The following is a 19,036-nucleotide window of genomic DNA, read 5'->3' as shown; positions in this document are numbered from 1 at the left end:
TTAATTTTTTAATTCCATTTTTAAAAACTTAGCTGTATAGCTTTTCTCATTTTTACATATTTCTTCAGGTGTTCCTTTAGCAACTATCTGACCACCTTGACTACCTCCCTCATATCCCACATCGATGATATAATCTGCTGTTTTGATAACATCTAGATTGTGTTCGATAATTAAGATAGAATTCCCTTTATCCACTAATCTATTGATTACCTCCATCAGCACTCGTATATCTTCGAAGTGCAGACCTGTTGTAGGTTCGTCTAAGATATAAAACGTATTACCTGTGTCTTTCTTAGATAACTCACTCGCTAGTTTGATACGTTGAGCCTCTCCTCCAGATAGAGTAGTACTCTGTTGACCTAGGGTGATATATCCAAGTCCTACTTCGTTTATCGTTTTAATCTTTCTATATATCTTCGGAATATTCTCAAAGAATCCTACAGCTTCTGCTACAGTCATATCTAGTATATCTGATATAGACTTTCCTTTATAGCGAATCTCTAGTGTTTCTCTATTGAATCGTTTTCCTTGACATGTTTCACATTCTACATAGACATCAGGTAAGAACCCCATCTCTATGGTACGCACTCCAGATCCTTCACAGGTATCACATCGTCCCCCTTTTACATTAAAGCTAAAACGACCAGGTTTATACCCTCGTATAGCCGCTTCTGGTACTTGTGCAAATAAGTTTCTTATATCAGAGAATACATCTGTATAAGTAGCAGGGTTAGATCTAGGTGTACGTCCTATCGGACTTTGATCGATAGAAATCACCTTGTCAATATGTTCTAGACCTACTATTTTTTTATAAGGTTGTGGCTTCGCTACTGCGTGGAAGAAGTGCGTGTTTAAGATTGGGTATAATGTACCGTTGATTAACGTAGATTTACCAGACCCTGACACTCCTGTCACACAAGTAAGTGTCCCTAGAGGAATCTCTATGGTCACATCCTTTAAATTATTTCCTGTTGCGCCTTCTAACTTCAATGTTTTACCATTTCCTTTTCTGCGTTTTTTAGGAACTTCTATTTTAAGCTTACCATTTAGGTAATTCGCTGTTAATGTATCTTCTTTTAATAATTGAGCAGGTGTACCTTCACTTATTATCTTTCCTCCATTCTTACCTGCTTTAGGACCGATGTCGATAACGTAATCTGCACGTTCGATCATATCCTTATCATGTTCTACTACGAGGACAGAGTTACCGATGTCTCTTAGTGACTCTAGCGATTTGATTAACCTTTCATTGTCTCGTTGATGTAATCCGATACTCGGTTCATCTAAGATGTATAATACACCTACTAACTGAGAACCTATCTGAGTCGCTAATCTGATTCGCTGAGCTTCCCCACCTGATAAAGTACGAGAGCTTCTATTCAAAGATAAGTAAGTTAATCCAACATCTTGCAAGAAAGATAGACGAGTAGTGATTTCTTTTAATACTTCAGACCCAATACTCTTTTGTTTCTCTGATAATTTGCTTGGTAATTCTTTAAACCAATTGATTAGTGTCTCTACATCCATCTGTATAAGCTCACCGATATTCTGATCGCCTATTTTGAAATAGAGTGCTTCTTTTTTAAGACGAGTACCATTACATTCAGGACAGTCGATTTCATCCATAAACTCTTTCGCCCATCTTTTAATAGTTGCACTATCACTTTCTTCAAATTGGTTTTTGATGAAATTGACAATACCTTCGAAGTCTATCTTATAGTTCTTTGTGATACCCGCTACTTTAGATACTACAGCGAAACTCTCTTGTCCACCATTTAGAATAATATCCATGGCTTCTGCTGGAATCTTTTCTATAGGATCATTCAGAGAGAAGTTATATTTATCAGCGATAATCTCTAATTGTTTGAACATCCAAGATTTCTTCTCTGTTCCTAGAGGAATAAGACCTCCACCTTTGATAGAAATCTTAGGGTCTGGGATAATCTTGAGTTGATTTATCTCGTTGATCGTACCTAACCCGTTACAGCATGGGCACGCTCCCTTAGGAGAGTTAAAAGAGAAATTATTAGGTTCTGGTTTAGAATAAGAGATACCTGTGGTAGGACACATTAGGTGACGACTAAAGAAACGAGCTGTCTCTCCTTCATGCTCTAATACCATGATGATATCATCTCCATAGTGCATGGCTACTTTGATACTTTCTGTAAGGCGTTGCTTAGTCTGTTCTGTATCGTCTATAGCTATTCTATCGATTACTGTTTCGATATCATGCGTCTTATATCTATCCACACGCATACCTGAAGTGATGTCTTTAATCTCTCCATCTATGCGCACTTTTAAGAATCCTTGTTTCGCTATCTGTTCAAATAGCTCTCTATAATGTCCCTTTCTAGCGCGTACTACAGGGGCTAGTATATTGATGCGTTTACCTTGATATTCACTGATGATCAGGTCTAGAATCTGCTCGTCAGAGTAACTCACCATTTTTTCGCCCGTATTATAACTATACGCTTCACCCGCTCTAGCGTATAGCAAACGCATAAAGTCATATATCTCAGTGATCGTACCTACAGTAGATCTTGGGCTTTTATTGGTTGTCTTCTGCTCGATAGCAATCACAGGAGACAGACCGTCTATCTTATCCACATCAGGTCTTTCTAGTCCTCCTAAGAATTGTCTAGCATAAGCAGAGAAAGTCTCTATATATCGGCGTTGGCCTTCTGCATAAATAGTATCAAAGGCTAGAGATGATTTTCCCGAACCGGATAAACCTGTGATAACCACCAGTTTTTCGCGAGGGATAGACACATCTATATTTTTAAGATTGTGAACTCTAGCTCCTAGTACTTCTATTGTTTCTTCTGTTTTAGACATATTTTTTGGCAAAGGAACAAATATACAATTTTATCTCACCAATGAGAAGGACATCTGTCATTCTGCGATAGAGATTAGCAATTTTTTATTTCGTTGTTTTGTGAGTTTGTTATTTTGTGAGTTTGTAAGTTTGTGATTTTGTTGTTTTGTAATTTTGCTTTCTTACCTCTTCACAAATAGCATCTTCACAAAAAAACACCTTCACACCTTCACCTCTTCACAAATAGCACCTCCACAAAATAGCACCTCCACAAAATAGCACCTTCACGATTCACCAATTTTTTTGCTTAAAGCATATATCTGATTAGTAATAAGTCCTATTTTCTCGCGTGTGTAGTTATATTCCTCTATAGTTAAGAACTCAAGATCTAAACTAAGTATTAAGAAATTAATAACTTCCATAGCGGAAGAATAGGCTATATTTAAGAACCTTAACTTTTCTTTATTGCTGTTTCTTGACATTCCTTCTGCTATATTAGCTGGTATACTATAAGTTGCACGTCTTAATTGAGATACTAAACCAAATAATTCTTCTTTTGGAAATCTATTAGTAAGAATATGTATGTCCTTGCTTAAACTTCTGGCGTTCTTCCATACTTCTAAGCGTTCAAAGTAGTATATAAACATGAATGTCTTTTTTGTGTTCAATAAATGATTAATCAATAAATATTCCATGATCATGGATTGTTTATTATGAAATTGTTATTTCGTTGTTTTGTGAGTTTGTTGTTTTGTGAGTTTGTGATTTTGCGAGTTTGTTATTTTGTGAGTTTGTGATTTTGCGAGTTTATTATTTTGTTATTCTGTGAGTTTGTTGTTTTGTGAGTTTGTGATTTTGCGAGTTTATTATTTTGTTATTCTGTGAGTTTGTTGTTTTGTGAGTTTATTATTTTGTTATTTTGTGAGTTTGTTGTTTTGTAATTTTGCTTTCTCTCACCTTCACAAAAAAGCACCTCCACAAAATAACACTTTCACAAAAAAACACCTCCACACCTTCACAAATAACACCTTCACATCTTCACAAAAAAACACCTTCACAAAAAAAGACAAAAAAAATAAGTACTTTTAGAGCTAAATTATAACACACAACAATGAAAGCGGCAATATTATATAAATCGGGTAGCACACCCAAATGTGGAGAGATAGACTCCACACTCACTGTGGAAGAGGGGCATAGGATCATTAAGGTCAAAGCTTCTGCGGTAAAGAATCTAGATAAATCTAGAGTAAGTGGAAAACACTATGCAAGTTATAAAGAGTTCCCTACTGTAGTGGGGACAGATGGAGTAGGAGAATTAGAAGATGGGACTAGAGTATATGGATTTGGTATCACAGGGATGTTAGCGGAGCAAGCCATAATAGGAGATAATTATACCCCTATTCCTCATACATTAGATAATGTGACAGCTGCAGCATTACCTAATGCCGTACTAGGATCAGCTATGCCACTGCTGATTAGAGCGAAGTTAGAAGCAGGTCAGACAGTCTTGTTTAATGGAGCTACGGGATTCACAGGACAAGTAGCGGTACAGATAGCAAAACACTATGGCGCTAAACATATCATAGTCACAGGGAGAAATGAAAAACTCCTAGACGAATTAAAATCTTATGGAGCTAGTCATACCATCAATTTAAAAGATACGGACGAAAATATAAAGCAACAATTAAGTGCGATTCACAAAGAGACTCCTATCGATATTGTAATTGACTATTTATGGGGCAAACCTATTTCGCTTATCATGGAGGTATTAAAGGGAGAGTCTGTGACTCACCTTGCCCATACTACTAAGATTGTTACTGCAGGTGATATGGCAGGTAAAGAAATTACGTTATCATCAGCCATACTTAGAAGCTCAGCTATTGAGATTTTAGGTTCTGGCTTTGGAAGTCTTTCACCAGAAGAGCTCATTGTATTTAATAAAGTTATACTACCAGAGATGTTCTTATTAGCATCGAATAATAAACTGCACATTCAGACCGAAGCACATGCGATAGAAGATATCGAGCATGTATGGAATAAGCAAGTCCCTTCGGGTACTAGATTGGTGATTACTATTTGATATATAAGACCTGAAAATTTAAAGAGCTACTTTATCCGAAGTAGCTCTTTTTTTGTGTTTTCACTCGTTAGTATGATTAGTTATAATTGTACAGTTATAGCAGGACGAGACACTTTTTCTTTTGAATGAGTCCGTAGTGAGTCCGTTATGAGTCCGTAGTAAGTCCGTTAATTAGCACAAAATAACGGAGGGAGTAGGGACTTACTTCTCAAGTATAAAAGTATTGTCTGAAAGAATAGCAATACGAACTATGAACTAGGCTAGAAATAACTTGTGTTAGGATTTATTTAAGAAAAATAAATCCTTAAAATAATAAATGTGTATTATTTTCGTTTATAATTTGTATATTAGTCATATACTTTAGTTTAATATTAATTTTTTAATACAGTATGAGAGTAACTGTAGATTGATTTAGCTGTTGGTATTTGAATAATCCAACAGCCTATTGTTTAACATTTAAAATAAATAATTATGGCAAAGAATGATTTGTTTAGAAAAGATTGGTTGGATATCGTCTTTGAGCACCGCAATAAGGCGTATGGAGCGTATAATTTGCGCAAAAACAGTTCGCGTACCACCGTTTTATCCTTAGTAGCAGGAATGTTTCTCTTTAGTGCCGTATTTATTGTTCCTACAGTGATCTCTAATTTATTTGCAAGTAATGATCCAGGTTCGGTTATAGTGATTATTGATGAAGTTATTAAACCTACAGCAGTAGAAGAAGAAATCTTTACGCCTAAGGAGGAGCCAATCGTAGAACTTCCTGCCAACAAGGTAGAAACAGTATTAAGCAAGACTAAAGAAGTAGAGTTTCACGAGTTCGAGGCAGCAGATGCGAATGAGGTTACTACAGTAGCCCCTAAAGTAGATGAGTTTATAGATGCTAATCCGGGCGCACATAATCTAGATGCTAATCCAGATGGCGTAATTGCTATTGATGAAGCTAGAACAGATAATCCAGCTGAAGTGGTGGATTCTAATGATGCTACAACAGGAGAAGCGCTAGAAGATACGACAGTGTATATAGGAGTATCTACTAAAGCAGAACCTTATGAGACAATGGCTAAATTTAGCAGCCGATTTGTAGGTTCATTTAGAACACCAGATTTAGATGCTAGTGTGAAGGAGGTAAAAGTTATTATGTCTTTTATAGTAGAGAAAGATGGTAGTCTAACAGATATCAAGGTGATGAGAGATCCTGGATATGGAGTAGGGCAAGAGGCTATTAGGGTCTTAAAGAGAATGCCAAAATGGAAACCTGCCCTAAATAAAGGAAAGGCAGTTCGTTCTCAGTTCACACTACCTGTTACGATTAGAGTTCAGTAAATTGTTTAGACTTTTCTATATTAAGCAGTATTCAGAGATGGATGCTGCTTTTTTTATTAAATTTAGTTTTTACTTAGTTGATTATGAAGACAAACATTGTGCAGTACTTATTTTTAGTAACCCTAGTGCTTATTGGAGGGATTATGACAGGCTGTTTAGATAAGAACAGGAATATTAAATCTTCTGTTGCAGAAGCCAAACAAATTGTGTTTGTATTTGAGCCTCAAGAGATAGACTGGAGTAGTAATCGTTTAAAGAGTAATGCAATTATATATTTTGATAAAGATAGCTTGCAAGTAAAGAACTATGCGGTAAACAACTATTTAAAAGGAGATACGATTGTGATTACTGTTAAGGATCAAGAAGTGTATTTTAACTATTACCTATCTAATGGTAAGGGTATTAAACAGAATTTATTTTATAATTTTCAACGAGGGGATACTATAGATGTCAGATATGTTGATAATCTACCTTTAGTTGATATTCGACATAGAAAAGAAAATCTTGAGGAGATAAATATTCAGCAATACTTATATAGTAAACAACCTTTAGAACAAATCTTGTTTAGAAATAGATATGGCAGGAATCGCTCTACTGAGGAAGAAAAGAGATATCTAGTAGAAGAAGATAACTATTATCATGATGTATATTCAACTCTAGATTCTCTTAAACAAGTAAATCAGTTATCACAACGAATGTATGATGTACTATTTTATAGTAATTACTATTATAGAATCAATACTTATAAAGATACCTATGATTTTAATAGCATAGGTACAGAGGACTTGAGGCGTGATGATTTATTAGTGTCAGGAGCTTACCGCTTTTTCTTAGAGAACTATGTACAGCATTATTTTGGTATAAAAGTTCCTGATCCTCAAGTTCCTTTTGTAATTGATTACGAAGATGCTTTTAATAAAATAATAATAAGTACTGAGTTTAGCGAAGTGGTCAAGGAGTATCTACTTCTGTATTGTTTCGAACAAATAGTAAATAATGGAATTTTAAAGAAAGAATTAGGACTTCTATATGAGAAGCTGAAGGTTAATGTAAAAAATGACAAAGCATTGTCTGTAATACAGCAGAAGTATGGAAGTAGGTTAAATAGTGTATCGGACGATAAAAGTGTTCTGCTGCTGGATTCTAATAACAATACAATTTCATTAACAGACATAGTAAAAGATAATAAGGGTCAAGTTATTGTAATTGATTTTTGGGCTTCGTGGTGTGGTCCTTGTCTTCAGATGATGCCCTATTCCAAAGCTTTAAAAGAGGTTTTAGAACAAGAACCAGTAGTATTTGTTTACATTTCGATTGATAGTGATAAGAGAGCTTGGACTACTGCTTATAATAAAATAGGATTACCTATTGGTAGGCATAATGTTTTGGCTATGAACTACCCTGAACATTCTTTCTATGAAGAATTAAATTTGACAGAAATACCACGTTATATCCTATATAATAAGGAAGGGAAATTAGTGAATTCTAAAGCTGCATATCCTAATAGTGATGTGCTTAGAGAAGAGATTTTATCTTTGGTGAAAGAGTAATACAGTTTTATTTTACTGTCTAGAGCATTATTACAGAAGTTAGAGCAATTGCCAAAATAAATCATTTCAGTGTATACAATTTTTGCTTTTTAAAAAAGTGAATGCTAGTAATAGATTAAAGGTACCTTTAACTACTTATTTATGCTCTTTTTTCCTAGTATATTGCCTAGTCCATTTATTGTGATAACGACTAATTAAGTATATAGTGAATAATCGCTGTGCTTTAATCGCAAAATACTTAGAGGTGCTGTAGAACTTAGTTTAATTAGGAAATCAGTTGATGTAATTTTCATTAATAGTTAATTTAGTATTTGATTAAAAAGATGTTTAGAAGCAATTATGTTTATATAAAATCTTTTTTTTTGTTAAAATAGTGTTGATTGGTCTAAGATATTGTGTTTTTTAAAATTTATTTCTCTATATGTTTATTTGACGTGTTTTGTGTTTGTTTTTTTGTTAAATTTGTATTTAATATTTGTTTTTTAACATAATTACAAAGTACTGCTATGAGAATATTATTAATTACTTTTTTATTAATCAGCACATCTGTATTCAGTCAATCGAGTATAGGTGTTAAATTACCTAATAAAAATACAGATTTAACATTAGGGTCAGAGAATAAGGGGATGCTTCCTAATAGGGTGCAATTACAAGATGTATTATCTGCGGCTCCTCTAAAAAAGGAAAACATGGTTGCAGGTACATTAGTGTATAACACTACTGTAGACCCAACTAAAAACCTAGTAGAGGGATACTATTTTTGGCACTCTAGTAACGGCTGGTCTCGTTTATACATTAAGTATGTTCCTACGCGAGATATGAACTTCCTTGCGTTTAAGAAAACAACTAAGGAATATCTCTTACCAGATTACGAGATTAAGGTACCAATAGACGAGTTGAATTATGTATATAAGGCTGAAGAGAATGGTACACTTTTTTTAGATCTAAGTATATATAGTACTATGGCAGGAGGATCTGTAGTTATTGCGGGTAATACCTATTTGTTTACTAATATAGTAGATGAGACAGGGGCTGAGGTCTTTAACGGTGTTACTACAATGTCTCCTTTTGTTGCTACTGTAAATGAACCAGGCAAAATAACTGTAGGGATTTCTAACTTTTCTATCCCTGTAGTGAAAGGAAAAACATATAATATAAGTCATATAGGCGAAGAGTATTGGGCTGGGAATTTTTACAATGTTGCAAAACCTACGTTAGGCACACTTAGTATTGGAGGTAAAAAAGTATATTCATCTATGAAGGTTACTTTCTTATCAGAATTAAGTTTATAATATAAAAAGAGAATTGATATGAGATTGTATAAATATATATTGTTTTATTGTTTTATAAGTGTTTCTCTCTTTGCACAGCAGGGGATAAACACTACTTTACCTAACCCTAATGCGGAGTTAACTTTAGGCTCTACAGATAAAGGGATGTTGTTTAATCGAGTGAAACTAGTTAGTTTGAATTCGCCTAAACCGTTATCAGATACTAGTCTAGATGTAGGTGTAACGGTGTATAATACTAATGTGACAGGTGATCTTACAGAAGGGGTTTATTTTTGGTCTAGTGAAAAAAAGTGGACTAAAATTTATTCTAAAAAGACACCTACACGTCTTACTAACTTAGTAGGATACTTTAGGACAAAATCAAGTATAGAAGTTCCATATCAGCAAAGTGTGCAAATGAAGGATCTAGATTTTGAATATACTGCTTTAGAAGATGGAGTTTTGTTTTTAGAATATTTAATGGTAGCCTATGTTACTTATCAACCAGGTAATGCTACTTTACAAGGGGCTACAGATGCACTCTTCGAGACTATAATCACTGACTCTACTAAAAAAGAGATTTCTAGAGAGTATTGTGCTATTTCTCCTTATATGGTTGTGCCTGGTGATGGAAACAAAGCTGTGACTGCCGTAGGTATATATTATGTTAATGTAAAGAGAGGGGAGAAATATACGGTTAATACTTTTGCTAGTAATGTTTATGCTGGACCAAATGCTAATAAATTTAAGAATATGGTAGGTAACCTTGTTGGTCCAAATAGTAATTATCAATCGTCTTTAAAGGTTACGTTTTTGTCAGAACTTACGAATTAAAATTATGAAAAAGGAAATAGTAAAAAGGATTTGTCATGTCCTAACAGTAATGATTACATTATTCAATGTTTGTATGACTAATGCACAAGTAGGGTTGGGTAATGCTGTACTACCTATTAAAGAGGCGGATCTGACCTTAGAGTCTGACAATAAAGGATTATTAATAAATAGAGTGAAGCTAGTAAGTATGACCTCTGCTGCACCATTAGATCCTGCACATATGGAGGCTGGGATGATAGTTTATAATACAGTTGATACAGGAGATTTAAGAGAGGGGTTTCACTACTGGACAAGTGAGAATAGATGGATGCGTATGTATGTAAAAACCTCACCTAGTAGAGATATGCAATTTGTAACTTTTAAACTGACTAATAAGCAATATGATTTACAAAGTAAAACTACCACTCCTACAGTAGTGAATATGACAGAATTTGATTATGACTATGTAGCAGATAGAGATGGATTGTTATTTTTAGAGTTCGTTATTTATGGTGATATGAGTAGTAGTGAGAGAGCAGCTGCAAATATAATATGTACAACTGAAGTTACTGATAATACTGGAACTGTTGTTTTTACGGGTAATACTGTGCACTCACCATTATTAGTTACAGATTCGGGATTTAACTCTAGTGTAGGTATTTCTAATTTTAGTATAGAGGTTAAAAAAGGCAAAACATATAAGATTCGAACGAAAGCTACGGAGACGAATTATCCTGGTAAACAATATCATTATACTCTGAATAATGATGATAAATGGCTCTACTTTGAACCTAGGGTAGGAGATTTTGATTGGGCTCCGATTATGGCTCACTCTTCTATGAAGGTCACCTTTATGACTGAACCAATTTTGTAAGTATTGGTTTCTTATTAACTAATATAATTGTTTTGTATATTAATAGAGAAACGTCTAAATAAAAACTAAACCGAGTCTGTAGAGTCTCGGTTTTTTTGTGACTTTAGTCTTTAGGAGGTAAAATCTTAGATGTTTTCTTAATGAAGCCATCTTGACTTCATGTCTTATAGCTTGGTATGCTTTAATTTGTAACTGGTTGATATTTAACCATTTTTTTATTGTGTTTATTTGGGGTTTTGATAGAGGGAGAGAGCCACTAAATGTAGAAGAAGTTAGCTACGAAAAAGTTAGCTACGAAAAAGTAGAAGCTATAGTTGAAGAGGAAGAAGTAATTAGCGAAGATAATGTAGAAGAATTGGTATTAGAAGAAGAGGATAATGGTGATGGAAAAAGGGGATATGTTTATCGCAAACTAGTTAAAGAAAGAAGCTATTTTTTATTAGATATGTTTAGGATAAAGAGTTCTTATGGTTTATATACAATACCTTTTGATTTGAAGAAGCATTGCAGATAGTTTTGATTTTGGTGCTTAGTTTTAATAAATATTATTTATAGTTTAAATTATATTGCATTATTCTTTGTATATTCGGGTTGAAAAAAGAAAAAGAAAAGTTGTAAATGGCAAAGAAGAAGAAAACCCTACCCAAGGACTTTCAAGAATTAGTAGATGCTAAGGATATGAAAGCGTTAAAGAAAGTATTTGACACTTGTGAGATAGATGCACGCGGTGGTTATAGTAAGCATACTGCCTTGAGTTTTTATCATGTCAAGGATGAGTTTGTCCGTTGGATGGTGGAGAATGGAGCTGATCTGGAAGCTGTAGATACATATAAGCGAACAGCGCTACATGAACACGCTAGTAGACGCAATGGAAGTATAGCTGTTTTCTTAGAATTAGGAGCTAATATACATGCTGTGGATACCTATGGCACTACGCCATTACACTTTGCTGCAGGGTATGGACTTAATAAGGACGCTGTAAAGAGATTGATAGAAGTAGGAGCTAATATTCATGTTTTAGACTCTTATAAAGAAACACCTTTAAAATGCGCATTGAGACGTGCTAGTAATATTGACTTACCTGCTTTAGTAGAAATCACTAAGTTACTTTTACCATTTACAAAAGAGATTACGTTAGGATTAAAAGATGATGTTACTCGTATAGGAGAACGCTTTGAATTTCATAGAGAAAATTTTAATAAAGAGTTTGTAGTAGATAGCGATAAAGCTTTGACTGCTTTATATGAACTATTCGATGTCACGCCTGTTAAAAGACGTATTATGCACGATGGAGTATCTAAAATAGAAGTAGCAGGTACTACGTGGGAAGAACAGTTTGAGGAACTTTGGGACTACTTAATTCCTTCTAAGGGTAAAGCCAAGACTGTGCAAGGAGAAGTAGTGCGTATAGCAGGGAAGGTTCGCGATGAAATTTATAGAAATGGAGGGGGCAATTGGGATGCTGATTTTAAAAAGATGTTAGATGCTTTCTTAGTGTATGTATCTTCTTCGAATGCATTGTCTCAAAAGGAGCTAGAAGACATCACTGCGTTAGTAAAGGAAATTCGAAAAAGTGGTGATGGTGAAACGAGAGAGCTTAATTATCTATGTGAATCGGCGAATAATTGGGTACTTAAGAATAGCAATCCAATAAAATTAGGTGAAGTGAAGTATAAGAGATAATCTTTAATGATAATTGATATGAAGTATTTGTATTTATTACTGTTTTCTAGTTGTATTCTATCTGCTCAAGAGTTTAAGGAAGTAGAAGTGATGAGATATTATTATGAAAGCAAGGTCTTAACTGATAAATCTGTAGGTAAAATTAAGGATGGGACAGCTGTTGTTGATGTGCTAGAGGATCAATCTCGATTTATGGATTATGCATCTTATGAGAGAGAGAGATGGCGACTAACCAAATCAGAGAATACTTCTAAAGAAGAGATTATGCAAAAAGTAGTGTCTTATGTACCTGTTTTTAATTGGTTTGTAATGACAGATAAGGATACCAATACCTTTTATGATAAGATAGGGCGATTACATAACTACTATAAAGAAGATAGAAATGAAATCAAGTGGGATATCAAAGCAAGTAAACTAAAGTGGTATGATTATGACGTGCAAGAGGCAACTGCTACGTATGGAGGAAGGGAGTGGACAGTATGGTTTACACAAGGTATTGCAGGGCAAGTAGGTCCTTATAAGTTCAATAATTTACCAGGATTCGTAGTAAAGGCTTGGGATACCGAAGGACAGTATTCTTTTGAATTTTTAAATAGTCAAAAGATTAAAGTGATTTGGGATGTAAATGAAATAGGGACTTATACAGAATCTTCTAAAGAGAAGACAAAGAAGGCCATGAGTATCAATGCTAATAAGACCTTTTTAAGTGATTTAGAGGGAACTGGTATAACTATAGGTGAAAAAGGGCAAGAGAGTTTAAATGTAAAGAAGGCAAATTATATAAATCCTATAGAACGCGATTATTAGATATAAAGGCCGATATAATTCTTTATTTTAATTAGAATTGGTTAAATCTTCTTATTTTTGTATGCTTTAAAAAGCAACAACACAACACAATGAAGAATTTTCTTGAGCGCTACTTTCAGTTGAGTAGCAATGGTACTACTATTAAACGAGAGTTTATAGCAGGTATCATCACGTTTCTGACCATGTCTTATATCTTGGTCGTGAATCCAAATATCTTAGCAGATGCAGGGATGGATAGAGAAGCGTTATTTACCACAACTGCCTTAGCTACAATCGTAGCAACCTTATTAATGGGTTTTTATGCAAAGTTACCCATAGCGCAGGCACCAGGAATGGGACTGAATAGTTTCTTTGCTTATTCAGTAGTTTTGACCTTGGGATATACTTGGCAGTTCGCTTTAACGGCTGTATTTATAGAAGGAATTATTTTCTTGTTATTGACGTTTTTTAATGTACGAGAACTTATTGTTAGAAGTATACCGAAAGTTTTAAAAGAAGCAATACCCGCAGGTATTGGGTTATTCATTACTCTTATAGGACTGAAGAGCGCAGGTGTAGTTGTATCTGATCCTAATACCTTAGTGAGATTAGGAGATTTTGGTCAGCATACTGTATGGATGACTTTCATTGGACTTATCGTGACGAGTATTTTATTAATCCGAAATGTGAATGGAGCTATTCTATTTGGTATTTTGAGTGCTACTGTTTTTGGGTTGATATTAGGGGATGTAGCATTGCCGACTAGTATTGTCGCGTTGCCACCTTCTATAGAGCCTATCTTTGGAGAGGCGATTAAACCTATGTTTACAGCAGAGGGATGGAATCAGATACTGTCTATTGATATGGTGGTAGTGGTGTTTACATTCTTATTCGTAAATCTATTCGATACTGTAGGGACGTTAATCGGAGTTATTTCTAAGACTAATTTGGCCGATAAGAATGGTAACTTTCCGCAGATGAAAAAAGCCTTATTTACTGATGCGATGGGGACTACAGTAGGATCTATCTTAGGAACGAGTTCTGTTACTTCTTATGTAGAGAGTGCATCAGGAGTAGCTTCTGGTGGGCGTACAGGATTAACTGCAGTAAGTGTGGCTGTTATGTTTGCGTTAGCTTTATTCTTAGGGCCTATCTTTTTGATTATTCCAGCTGCTGCAACAGCTCCGGCTTTAATCATAGTGGGGTTATTCATGATTTCGTCTGTGACTAGAATCAACTTTGAGAAACTATCAGACGGATTGCCTGCATTCTTAACGATCGTTTTTATGCCTTTTACTTACAGTATTGCTGAAGGGATTGTATTCGGTATGTTGAGTTATACCATACTAAAAATAGGAGCAAAAGAGCACAAGGATATTACGCCAACTGTCTATGTATTATCGATACTTTTCTTAGTAAAGATTGTGTTGGATGTGGTGACAAAATAAGTTTTTTTGTGATGTTGTTTTTCTGTTTTTTCGTTTAAGAGAACTATCTTTTACAAGTAAATAGAATTACAGCATAACATATCTGTTTACGGTTTGCGGTGAACAGTTTACAGTATTGCCCTACGGGCATAATGTACTTAGATGACAGAATAGGCTAATAGTTGGTATGATAAACTTAACTAGATCACGATTTCACGACATCACAAAAAAACGATTTCACAAAAAAACAAAAAACAAAATAATGAAAGATAAAAAGAGAATAACAATAGTAGGACTTGGTGGTGTAGGAGGGTTTTATGGAGGATTATTAGCTCATCAATATCAAGATAGTACAGATGTAGAGATATGCTTTATCGCAAGAGGGAAGCACCTTGAAGTAATAAAGGAAAAGGGATTAACTATTTTGTCAAAAGATAGTGAAGTGGTGGGGTACCCTAGTATCGCTACTTCTCAGTGGAGTGATATTGAGCATACAGATTATATTATCCTTGCGACTAAGGGATATGATTTGTCTCAAACGATAGAGGATATGAAATCAGCAGTAGGTGAACATACTGTGATTATTCCGTTGTTAAATGGAGTAGAGGCTTATGAGCAACTGAGAGCTGTATTTGGCGCTTCTAGAGTATGGCAAGGGTGTACGTATATGGTTTCTCGTCTAAAAGAAGCAGGGGTAATTGATAATCCGAGTGGTAGACAACGCATTCTGTTTGGCCTAGATGGTCAAATATCTCAAGAGATGAAAGACTTGGAAACAATTCTAAAAACTGCTGGTGTACATGCTGAAGCGACTTCTTCTATATCTAAGGAGGTGTGGGAGAAGTATATTTTAGTCTCTTCTTCTGCTATGGCTACTGCTTATTATGATAGTAGTTTTGGTGGTGTGATGGAGCATCATCCAGAAGAAATGAGACAATTAATCACAGAGGCTTCTGCTATCGGTAAGAAGAAAGGAGTTGCTCTTGGTGAAGATGTAGTTGAGGTTATTATAGAGCGTTTAAAGGCAATTCCGTATGAGTCAACAACATCTATGCACAGTGATTTTGCTGCTTTTAAAGAGCACAATGAACTTGGTATAATGGGAGGTTATATGGTGAAGCAAGGTGTTGCACAGGGAGTGGAGACCCCAATGTATAAGAAGATGTGTAACTATCTAGTAGTGCACTCTGGAGAGAAATATGTAGGAATAGGAAACTAAATAGTAAGATAAAATAAGTACTAGAGTTAGGTTATAAATTAAGAGAGGGTATGAGAAAAATTGGGGTATTGTTAATTTTGTGTTTAGCAAGTAATATCTATGCACAAGAAAAAGGAAGAAAAGAAAGAGTATCTATAAAATTAGACGTGGAAGATGCGACAATGTTAAATAAAGAGAATGCAATTGACTTACAGGAGTATATCGAAAGTGTTTATTTGAGCTCTACAAAGTTCTTTAATCAAGGGGCATTACCATTAGTAGAAAAAGGTGAATATGCTGTTGTATTAGTAGATTCTGAAGGGAATAATGAACTAAAAAAATCTTCTGATTTTAAAGGTATAGCTGTAGATAAGATAGAGAGTTTTGAATACAAAAAGGTTCCTGGGAAAGATTTTATCAATGGAACTTTTGCTACAAGCTTCGGAATAATAAGTATTAAAATTAAGAGTTAATGCATTACTTTATAATTACTAAAAAAAGCGTGAGTTAGATAATAACTCACGCTTTTTTATTTTGATTGTTGTTTCCTGTTATTCGTTTTCAGTAAATATTATCTATCTAAATCCACTTCTTTAAGAGGAATAAGCTTTGTTTTGAATTTTAGCTTATGGTATAAGTAGAAGGCTAAGAAGAATGGAATCCCCATATAAGTGATTAGCATTCCTCTCCAGTCAAATATTCCCTCCATAATTAGTTTAGAATCTTGTCCTATGATTACTAATATACATAAGAATAAGGCAAATAATGGACCAAAAGGGAACCATTTTGCTTTATAGACTAGTTGGTCTAGACTTTTGTTTTGAGCGTGGAATGCTCTTCTAAATCTATAATGACTAATCGCTATTCCTAACCAAGCTATAAAACCTGTCAGTCCTGATGCAGCTAGAATAAAGTCTACAGCATTAGGATGTGTAGATTGTACTGCGAATATTAATAGTACTACAACTCCAGTAGCAATTAGGGCGATCATCGGTACACCGTGTTTGTTCGTTCCACCAAAAGCCTTGTGTGCCATTCCATCTTTCCCCATCGCATATAGCATACGAGTAGAGGCATAAAGGCCAGAATTACCTGCTGATAGAATAGAAGTAAGAATAACAGCATTCATCACAGCTGCTGCAAAGGCTAAATGTGCTTTTTCGAATACTAATGTGAAAGGTGATTTTGCAATCTCAGAAATATCTGCTCCTAATAGAGAAGGACTTGTATAAGGGATGATTAATCCAATAACGAATATGGCTAAGATATAGAATACTAAGATTCTCCAGAATACTTGTTTAATGGCTTTAGGTATATTCTTTTCAGGGTTTTCTGATTCACCTGCAGTAATACCGATTAACTCAGTTCCTTGAAATGAGAAACCTGCAATTAGGAATACGCCTAATACACTTAAGAATTTACCTGAGAATCCGCCTCCTAAAATAGGAGCATCACCTAACGTAAAGTTTTTGAACCCGATGTATTCACCACCTAGTATTCCGAAAATAGTCAATAATCCAATTCCTAAGAATAAAACAACAGTCACTACTTTAATAATAGCAAACCAATATTCTGATTCTCCATAAGCTTTAACAGATAACATATTTAATCCAAAGATGACTAAGAAGAAGAGCAGGCTCCAACCCCAAGTAGGTAAGAATCCTAGAGGCTCCCAATACGAAATAACCACTGCTGCAATAGAGACATCTACTGCTACTGTAATAACCCAATTAAACCAATAGTTCCAACCTAAAGCAAAACCTAGTGAAGGATCAACAAATCTAGCGGCATAAGTACTAAACGAACCTGATACGGGTAAGTAAGTAGCCATCTCTCCTAATGAGGTCATTAAGAAATACACCATAAGACCAATCATGGCATAGGCTAATAGAGCACCACCTGGACCTGCCTGATGTATGGCTTCTCCACTTGCCATAAATAAACCTGTTCCGATACATCCTCCAATTGCAATCATGGAAAGGTGTCTAGCCTTTAATCCACGAACTACTTCTTGATTTTTATTTTGATTTTCCATTGTTACTATTTGTTGCAAAAGTATAAAACACATTAGGTTAATTCTAATGAAATTGCTTATTAATTTGAATTAAAGATAATAAAATAAGCGAAATATTGTGTCTTAAATATAATTTTAAGCTAAATAAAATGTAATAATCAGAATATAATTTATGTCAAAACAAAGGCGAGCAAATATTATTCTATGAAAAAGGGATTGCTTCGAATATTATTAGATTGATAAAAAAGGGTTATTTTTTTAAGAATTCACTGCGAATTCTACTCAAACTTACTTGAGTTACTCCTAAAAATGAAGCAATATACTTCAGCGGAACTCTATTTAAGAGTGAAGCATCTCGTTCTAAAAGGTCAATATAACGTTCTTTAGCTGATTTAATTTGTCTCAGAATATAACGTTCTTCTGTCTTTAGAAGTTCTATCTCAGCAAACTTTCTTCCCCAGTTCGCAATCTCAATATCTGTTGAGTAGAGCTGTTCTAATTGACTTATTTTAGTGAAATAGAATGTACTATCTTCTATTAAGTCAATCGTTTCATAACTAGGTTTGTTTAGAATATAATTATACATCGATAGGGCTGGATCTCCATCTTTTCCAAACCAAAAGGTCAATTCTCTATCTTCTTGAATAGCATAAGCTCTAACTAATCCATTTTTGATAAAATAGAAATAGTTTTCATGTTTTTCATATTCAGATAATAGGTAATTTTTAGGGAAAGAGATTTCTGTAAAAACAGCAGTTAATTTCTCTTTAGCAGATTTTGAAAGAGGATATATATTATCGATAATTTGTTCTATGATCATTTAGCTTGATTTATTGTTTTCTATTGTTTTTGAGTTTATCTCAAAAAAATATTTACTATATCGTTTTTTGTTGTATTACTTCCTTTTTAGGAATGCATAAGTGTTAAAATTCTTATAATACAATGGTGATGAAATAATCTGTTTTAAAATTTAACAATTGAGTCTTCTGTCATTAGAATAGGCAATGTTGTATTTATAAGCAATTAATATACAAAAGTATATACTAATGAGATATAATGCATGATTTTTTTATGCAGTTGTGAATAATCTTGTTAGAAGTATAATATTGATGATTTGGAGAGGATAAGTTAGTTGTTGATATTTTTTTAGCTAATCTAAAATTAGAAGAATAGCTCGGAATGTTGTATTTTTGCCAAGT

16 protein-coding genes are annotated in these 19,036 nt (G+C 34.3%); 12 read left to right on the top strand and 4 right to left on the bottom strand.

What is annotated here, in order from left to right; genetic code table 11:
- Together uvrA and MYRA21_RS15320 are read right to left on the bottom strand one after the other, a co-directional pair.
- Entirely contained in the window at positions 1-2,835 is a 2,835-nt protein-coding gene (uvrA, locus tag MYRA21_RS15325) for an excinuclease ABC subunit UvrA (protein ID WP_039329670.1), read from the bottom strand.
- Between the two features lie 264 nt (positions 2,836-3,099).
- On the bottom strand, positions 3,100-3,510 hold the full coding sequence (locus MYRA21_RS15320) for a four helix bundle protein (RefSeq protein WP_082013838.1): 411 nt from the start codon (positions 3,508-3,510) through the stop codon (positions 3,100-3,102).
- A gap of 416 nt (positions 3,511-3,926) precedes the next feature.
- On the opposite strand from MYRA21_RS15320, the gene MYRA21_RS15315 reads away from it, so the two are divergent.
- From MYRA21_RS15315 to MYRA21_RS15260, 12 genes are all read left to right on the top strand, one after another.
- Positions 3,927-4,895 carry a zinc-binding alcohol dehydrogenase family protein gene (locus MYRA21_RS15315; RefSeq protein ID WP_039329666.1) on the top strand — a complete coding sequence of 323 codons (969 nt, stop codon included), beginning with the start codon at positions 3,927-3,929 and terminating at the stop codon, positions 4,893-4,895.
- Positions 4,896-5,366: 471 nt separating this feature from the next.
- Positions 5,367-6,221 carry an energy transducer TonB gene (locus tag MYRA21_RS15310; protein WP_039329664.1) on the top strand — a complete coding sequence of 285 codons (855 nt, stop codon included), beginning with the start codon at positions 5,367-5,369 and terminating at the stop codon, positions 6,219-6,221.
- 83 nt (positions 6,222-6,304) lie between these two features.
- Positions 6,305-7,771: a TlpA disulfide reductase family protein gene (locus tag MYRA21_RS15305; protein WP_039329662.1), complete on the top strand. Its 1,467-nt coding sequence runs from the start codon at positions 6,305-6,307 to the stop codon at positions 7,769-7,771.
- A gap of 506 nt (positions 7,772-8,277) precedes the next feature.
- Positions 8,278-9,063: a hypothetical protein gene (locus MYRA21_RS15300; RefSeq protein WP_006263700.1), complete on the top strand. Its 786-nt coding sequence runs from the start codon at positions 8,278-8,280 to the stop codon at positions 9,061-9,063.
- Between the two features lie 18 nt (positions 9,064-9,081).
- Positions 9,082-9,876, top strand: a complete 795-nt coding sequence (locus MYRA21_RS15295; RefSeq protein WP_039329660.1) for a hypothetical protein — start codon at positions 9,082-9,084, stop codon at positions 9,874-9,876.
- 4 nt (positions 9,877-9,880) lie between these two features.
- Positions 9,881-10,729, top strand: a complete 849-nt coding sequence (locus tag MYRA21_RS15290; protein WP_006261334.1) for a hypothetical protein — start codon at positions 9,881-9,883, stop codon at positions 10,727-10,729.
- A 220-nt stretch (positions 10,730-10,949) separates the two neighbouring features.
- Positions 10,950-11,243: a hypothetical protein gene (locus tag MYRA21_RS15285; protein WP_006261333.1), complete on the top strand. Its 294-nt coding sequence runs from the start codon at positions 10,950-10,952 to the stop codon at positions 11,241-11,243.
- A 104-nt stretch (positions 11,244-11,347) separates the two neighbouring features.
- Positions 11,348-12,412 carry an ankyrin repeat domain-containing protein gene (locus tag MYRA21_RS15280; protein WP_006261332.1) on the top strand — a complete coding sequence of 355 codons (1,065 nt, stop codon included), beginning with the start codon at positions 11,348-11,350 and terminating at the stop codon, positions 12,410-12,412.
- A gap of 18 nt (positions 12,413-12,430) precedes the next feature.
- Positions 12,431-13,219: a GLPGLI family protein gene (locus MYRA21_RS15275; RefSeq protein ID WP_006261331.1), complete on the top strand. Its 789-nt coding sequence runs from the start codon at positions 12,431-12,433 to the stop codon at positions 13,217-13,219.
- An 89-nt stretch (positions 13,220-13,308) separates the two neighbouring features.
- Positions 13,309-14,646 (top strand): NCS2 family permease, encoded by a 1,338-nt coding sequence (locus tag MYRA21_RS15270; protein ID WP_006261330.1) that lies wholly within the window; start codon positions 13,309-13,311, stop codon positions 14,644-14,646.
- A gap of 241 nt (positions 14,647-14,887) precedes the next feature.
- Complete coding sequence (locus MYRA21_RS15265) at positions 14,888-15,844, top strand: ketopantoate reductase family protein (RefSeq protein ID WP_006260053.1); 957 nt, start codon at positions 14,888-14,890, stop codon at positions 15,842-15,844.
- Positions 15,845-15,894: 50 nt separating this feature from the next.
- Positions 15,895-16,296, top strand: coding sequence for a hypothetical protein (locus MYRA21_RS15260; RefSeq protein ID WP_006260054.1), 402 nt, complete (start codon positions 15,895-15,897; stop codon positions 16,294-16,296).
- A gap of 98 nt (positions 16,297-16,394) precedes the next feature.
- Here MYRA21_RS15260 and MYRA21_RS15255 read toward each other — a convergent pair whose 3' ends face one another.
- Positions 16,395-17,891: an amino acid permease gene (locus MYRA21_RS15255; protein WP_006260055.1), complete on the bottom strand. Its 1,497-nt coding sequence runs from the start codon at positions 17,889-17,891 to the stop codon at positions 16,395-16,397.
- Positions 17,892-18,087: 196 nt separating this feature from the next.
- The gene (locus tag MYRA21_RS15250; protein ID WP_039329657.1) at positions 18,088-18,657 is read right to left on the bottom strand and encodes a Crp/Fnr family transcriptional regulator; all 570 of its coding nucleotides are present in this window, start codon (positions 18,655-18,657) and stop codon (positions 18,088-18,090) included.
- Positions 18,658-19,036: the final 379 nt, after the last annotated feature.

This window comes from Myroides sp. A21, assembly GCF_000807225.1.
GTDB classification, from domain to species: domain Bacteria; phylum Bacteroidota; class Bacteroidia; order Flavobacteriales; family Flavobacteriaceae; genus Flavobacterium; species Flavobacterium odoratimimum.
The sequence above is the reverse complement of the archived record's forward strand: the minus strand, read 5'-3'. Positions and strand labels throughout refer to the sequence as shown.

Coding starts and splice junctions, on each gene's coding strand:
- uvrA (WP_039329670.1), bottom strand. CDS start 2,835: ATGTCTAAAACAGAAGAAACAATAGAAGTACTAGGAGCTAGAGTTCAC.
- MYRA21_RS15320 (WP_082013838.1), bottom strand. CDS start 3,510: ATGGAATATTTATTGATTAATCATTTATTGAACACAAAAAAGACATTC.
- MYRA21_RS15315 (WP_039329666.1), top strand. CDS start 3,927: ATGAAAGCGGCAATATTATATAAATCGGGTAGCACACCCAAATGTGGA.
- MYRA21_RS15310 (WP_039329664.1), top strand. CDS start 5,367: ATGGCAAAGAATGATTTGTTTAGAAAAGATTGGTTGGATATCGTCTTT.
- MYRA21_RS15305 (WP_039329662.1), top strand. CDS start 6,305: ATGAAGACAAACATTGTGCAGTACTTATTTTTAGTAACCCTAGTGCTT.
- MYRA21_RS15300 (WP_006263700.1), top strand. CDS start 8,278: ATGAGAATATTATTAATTACTTTTTTATTAATCAGCACATCTGTATTC.
- MYRA21_RS15295 (WP_039329660.1), top strand. CDS start 9,082: ATGAGATTGTATAAATATATATTGTTTTATTGTTTTATAAGTGTTTCT.
- MYRA21_RS15290 (WP_006261334.1), top strand. CDS start 9,881: ATGAAAAAGGAAATAGTAAAAAGGATTTGTCATGTCCTAACAGTAATG.
- MYRA21_RS15280 (WP_006261332.1), top strand. CDS start 11,348: ATGGCAAAGAAGAAGAAAACCCTACCCAAGGACTTTCAAGAATTAGTA.
- MYRA21_RS15275 (WP_006261331.1), top strand. CDS start 12,431: ATGAAGTATTTGTATTTATTACTGTTTTCTAGTTGTATTCTATCTGCT.
- MYRA21_RS15270 (WP_006261330.1), top strand. CDS start 13,309: ATGAAGAATTTTCTTGAGCGCTACTTTCAGTTGAGTAGCAATGGTACT.
- MYRA21_RS15265 (WP_006260053.1), top strand. CDS start 14,888: ATGAAAGATAAAAAGAGAATAACAATAGTAGGACTTGGTGGTGTAGGA.
- MYRA21_RS15260 (WP_006260054.1), top strand. CDS start 15,895: ATGAGAAAAATTGGGGTATTGTTAATTTTGTGTTTAGCAAGTAATATC.
- MYRA21_RS15255 (WP_006260055.1), bottom strand. CDS start 17,891: ATGTGTTTTATACTTTTGCAACAAATAGTAACAATGGAAAATCAAAAT.
- MYRA21_RS15250 (WP_039329657.1), bottom strand. CDS start 18,657: ATGATCATAGAACAAATTATCGATAATATATATCCTCTTTCAAAATCT.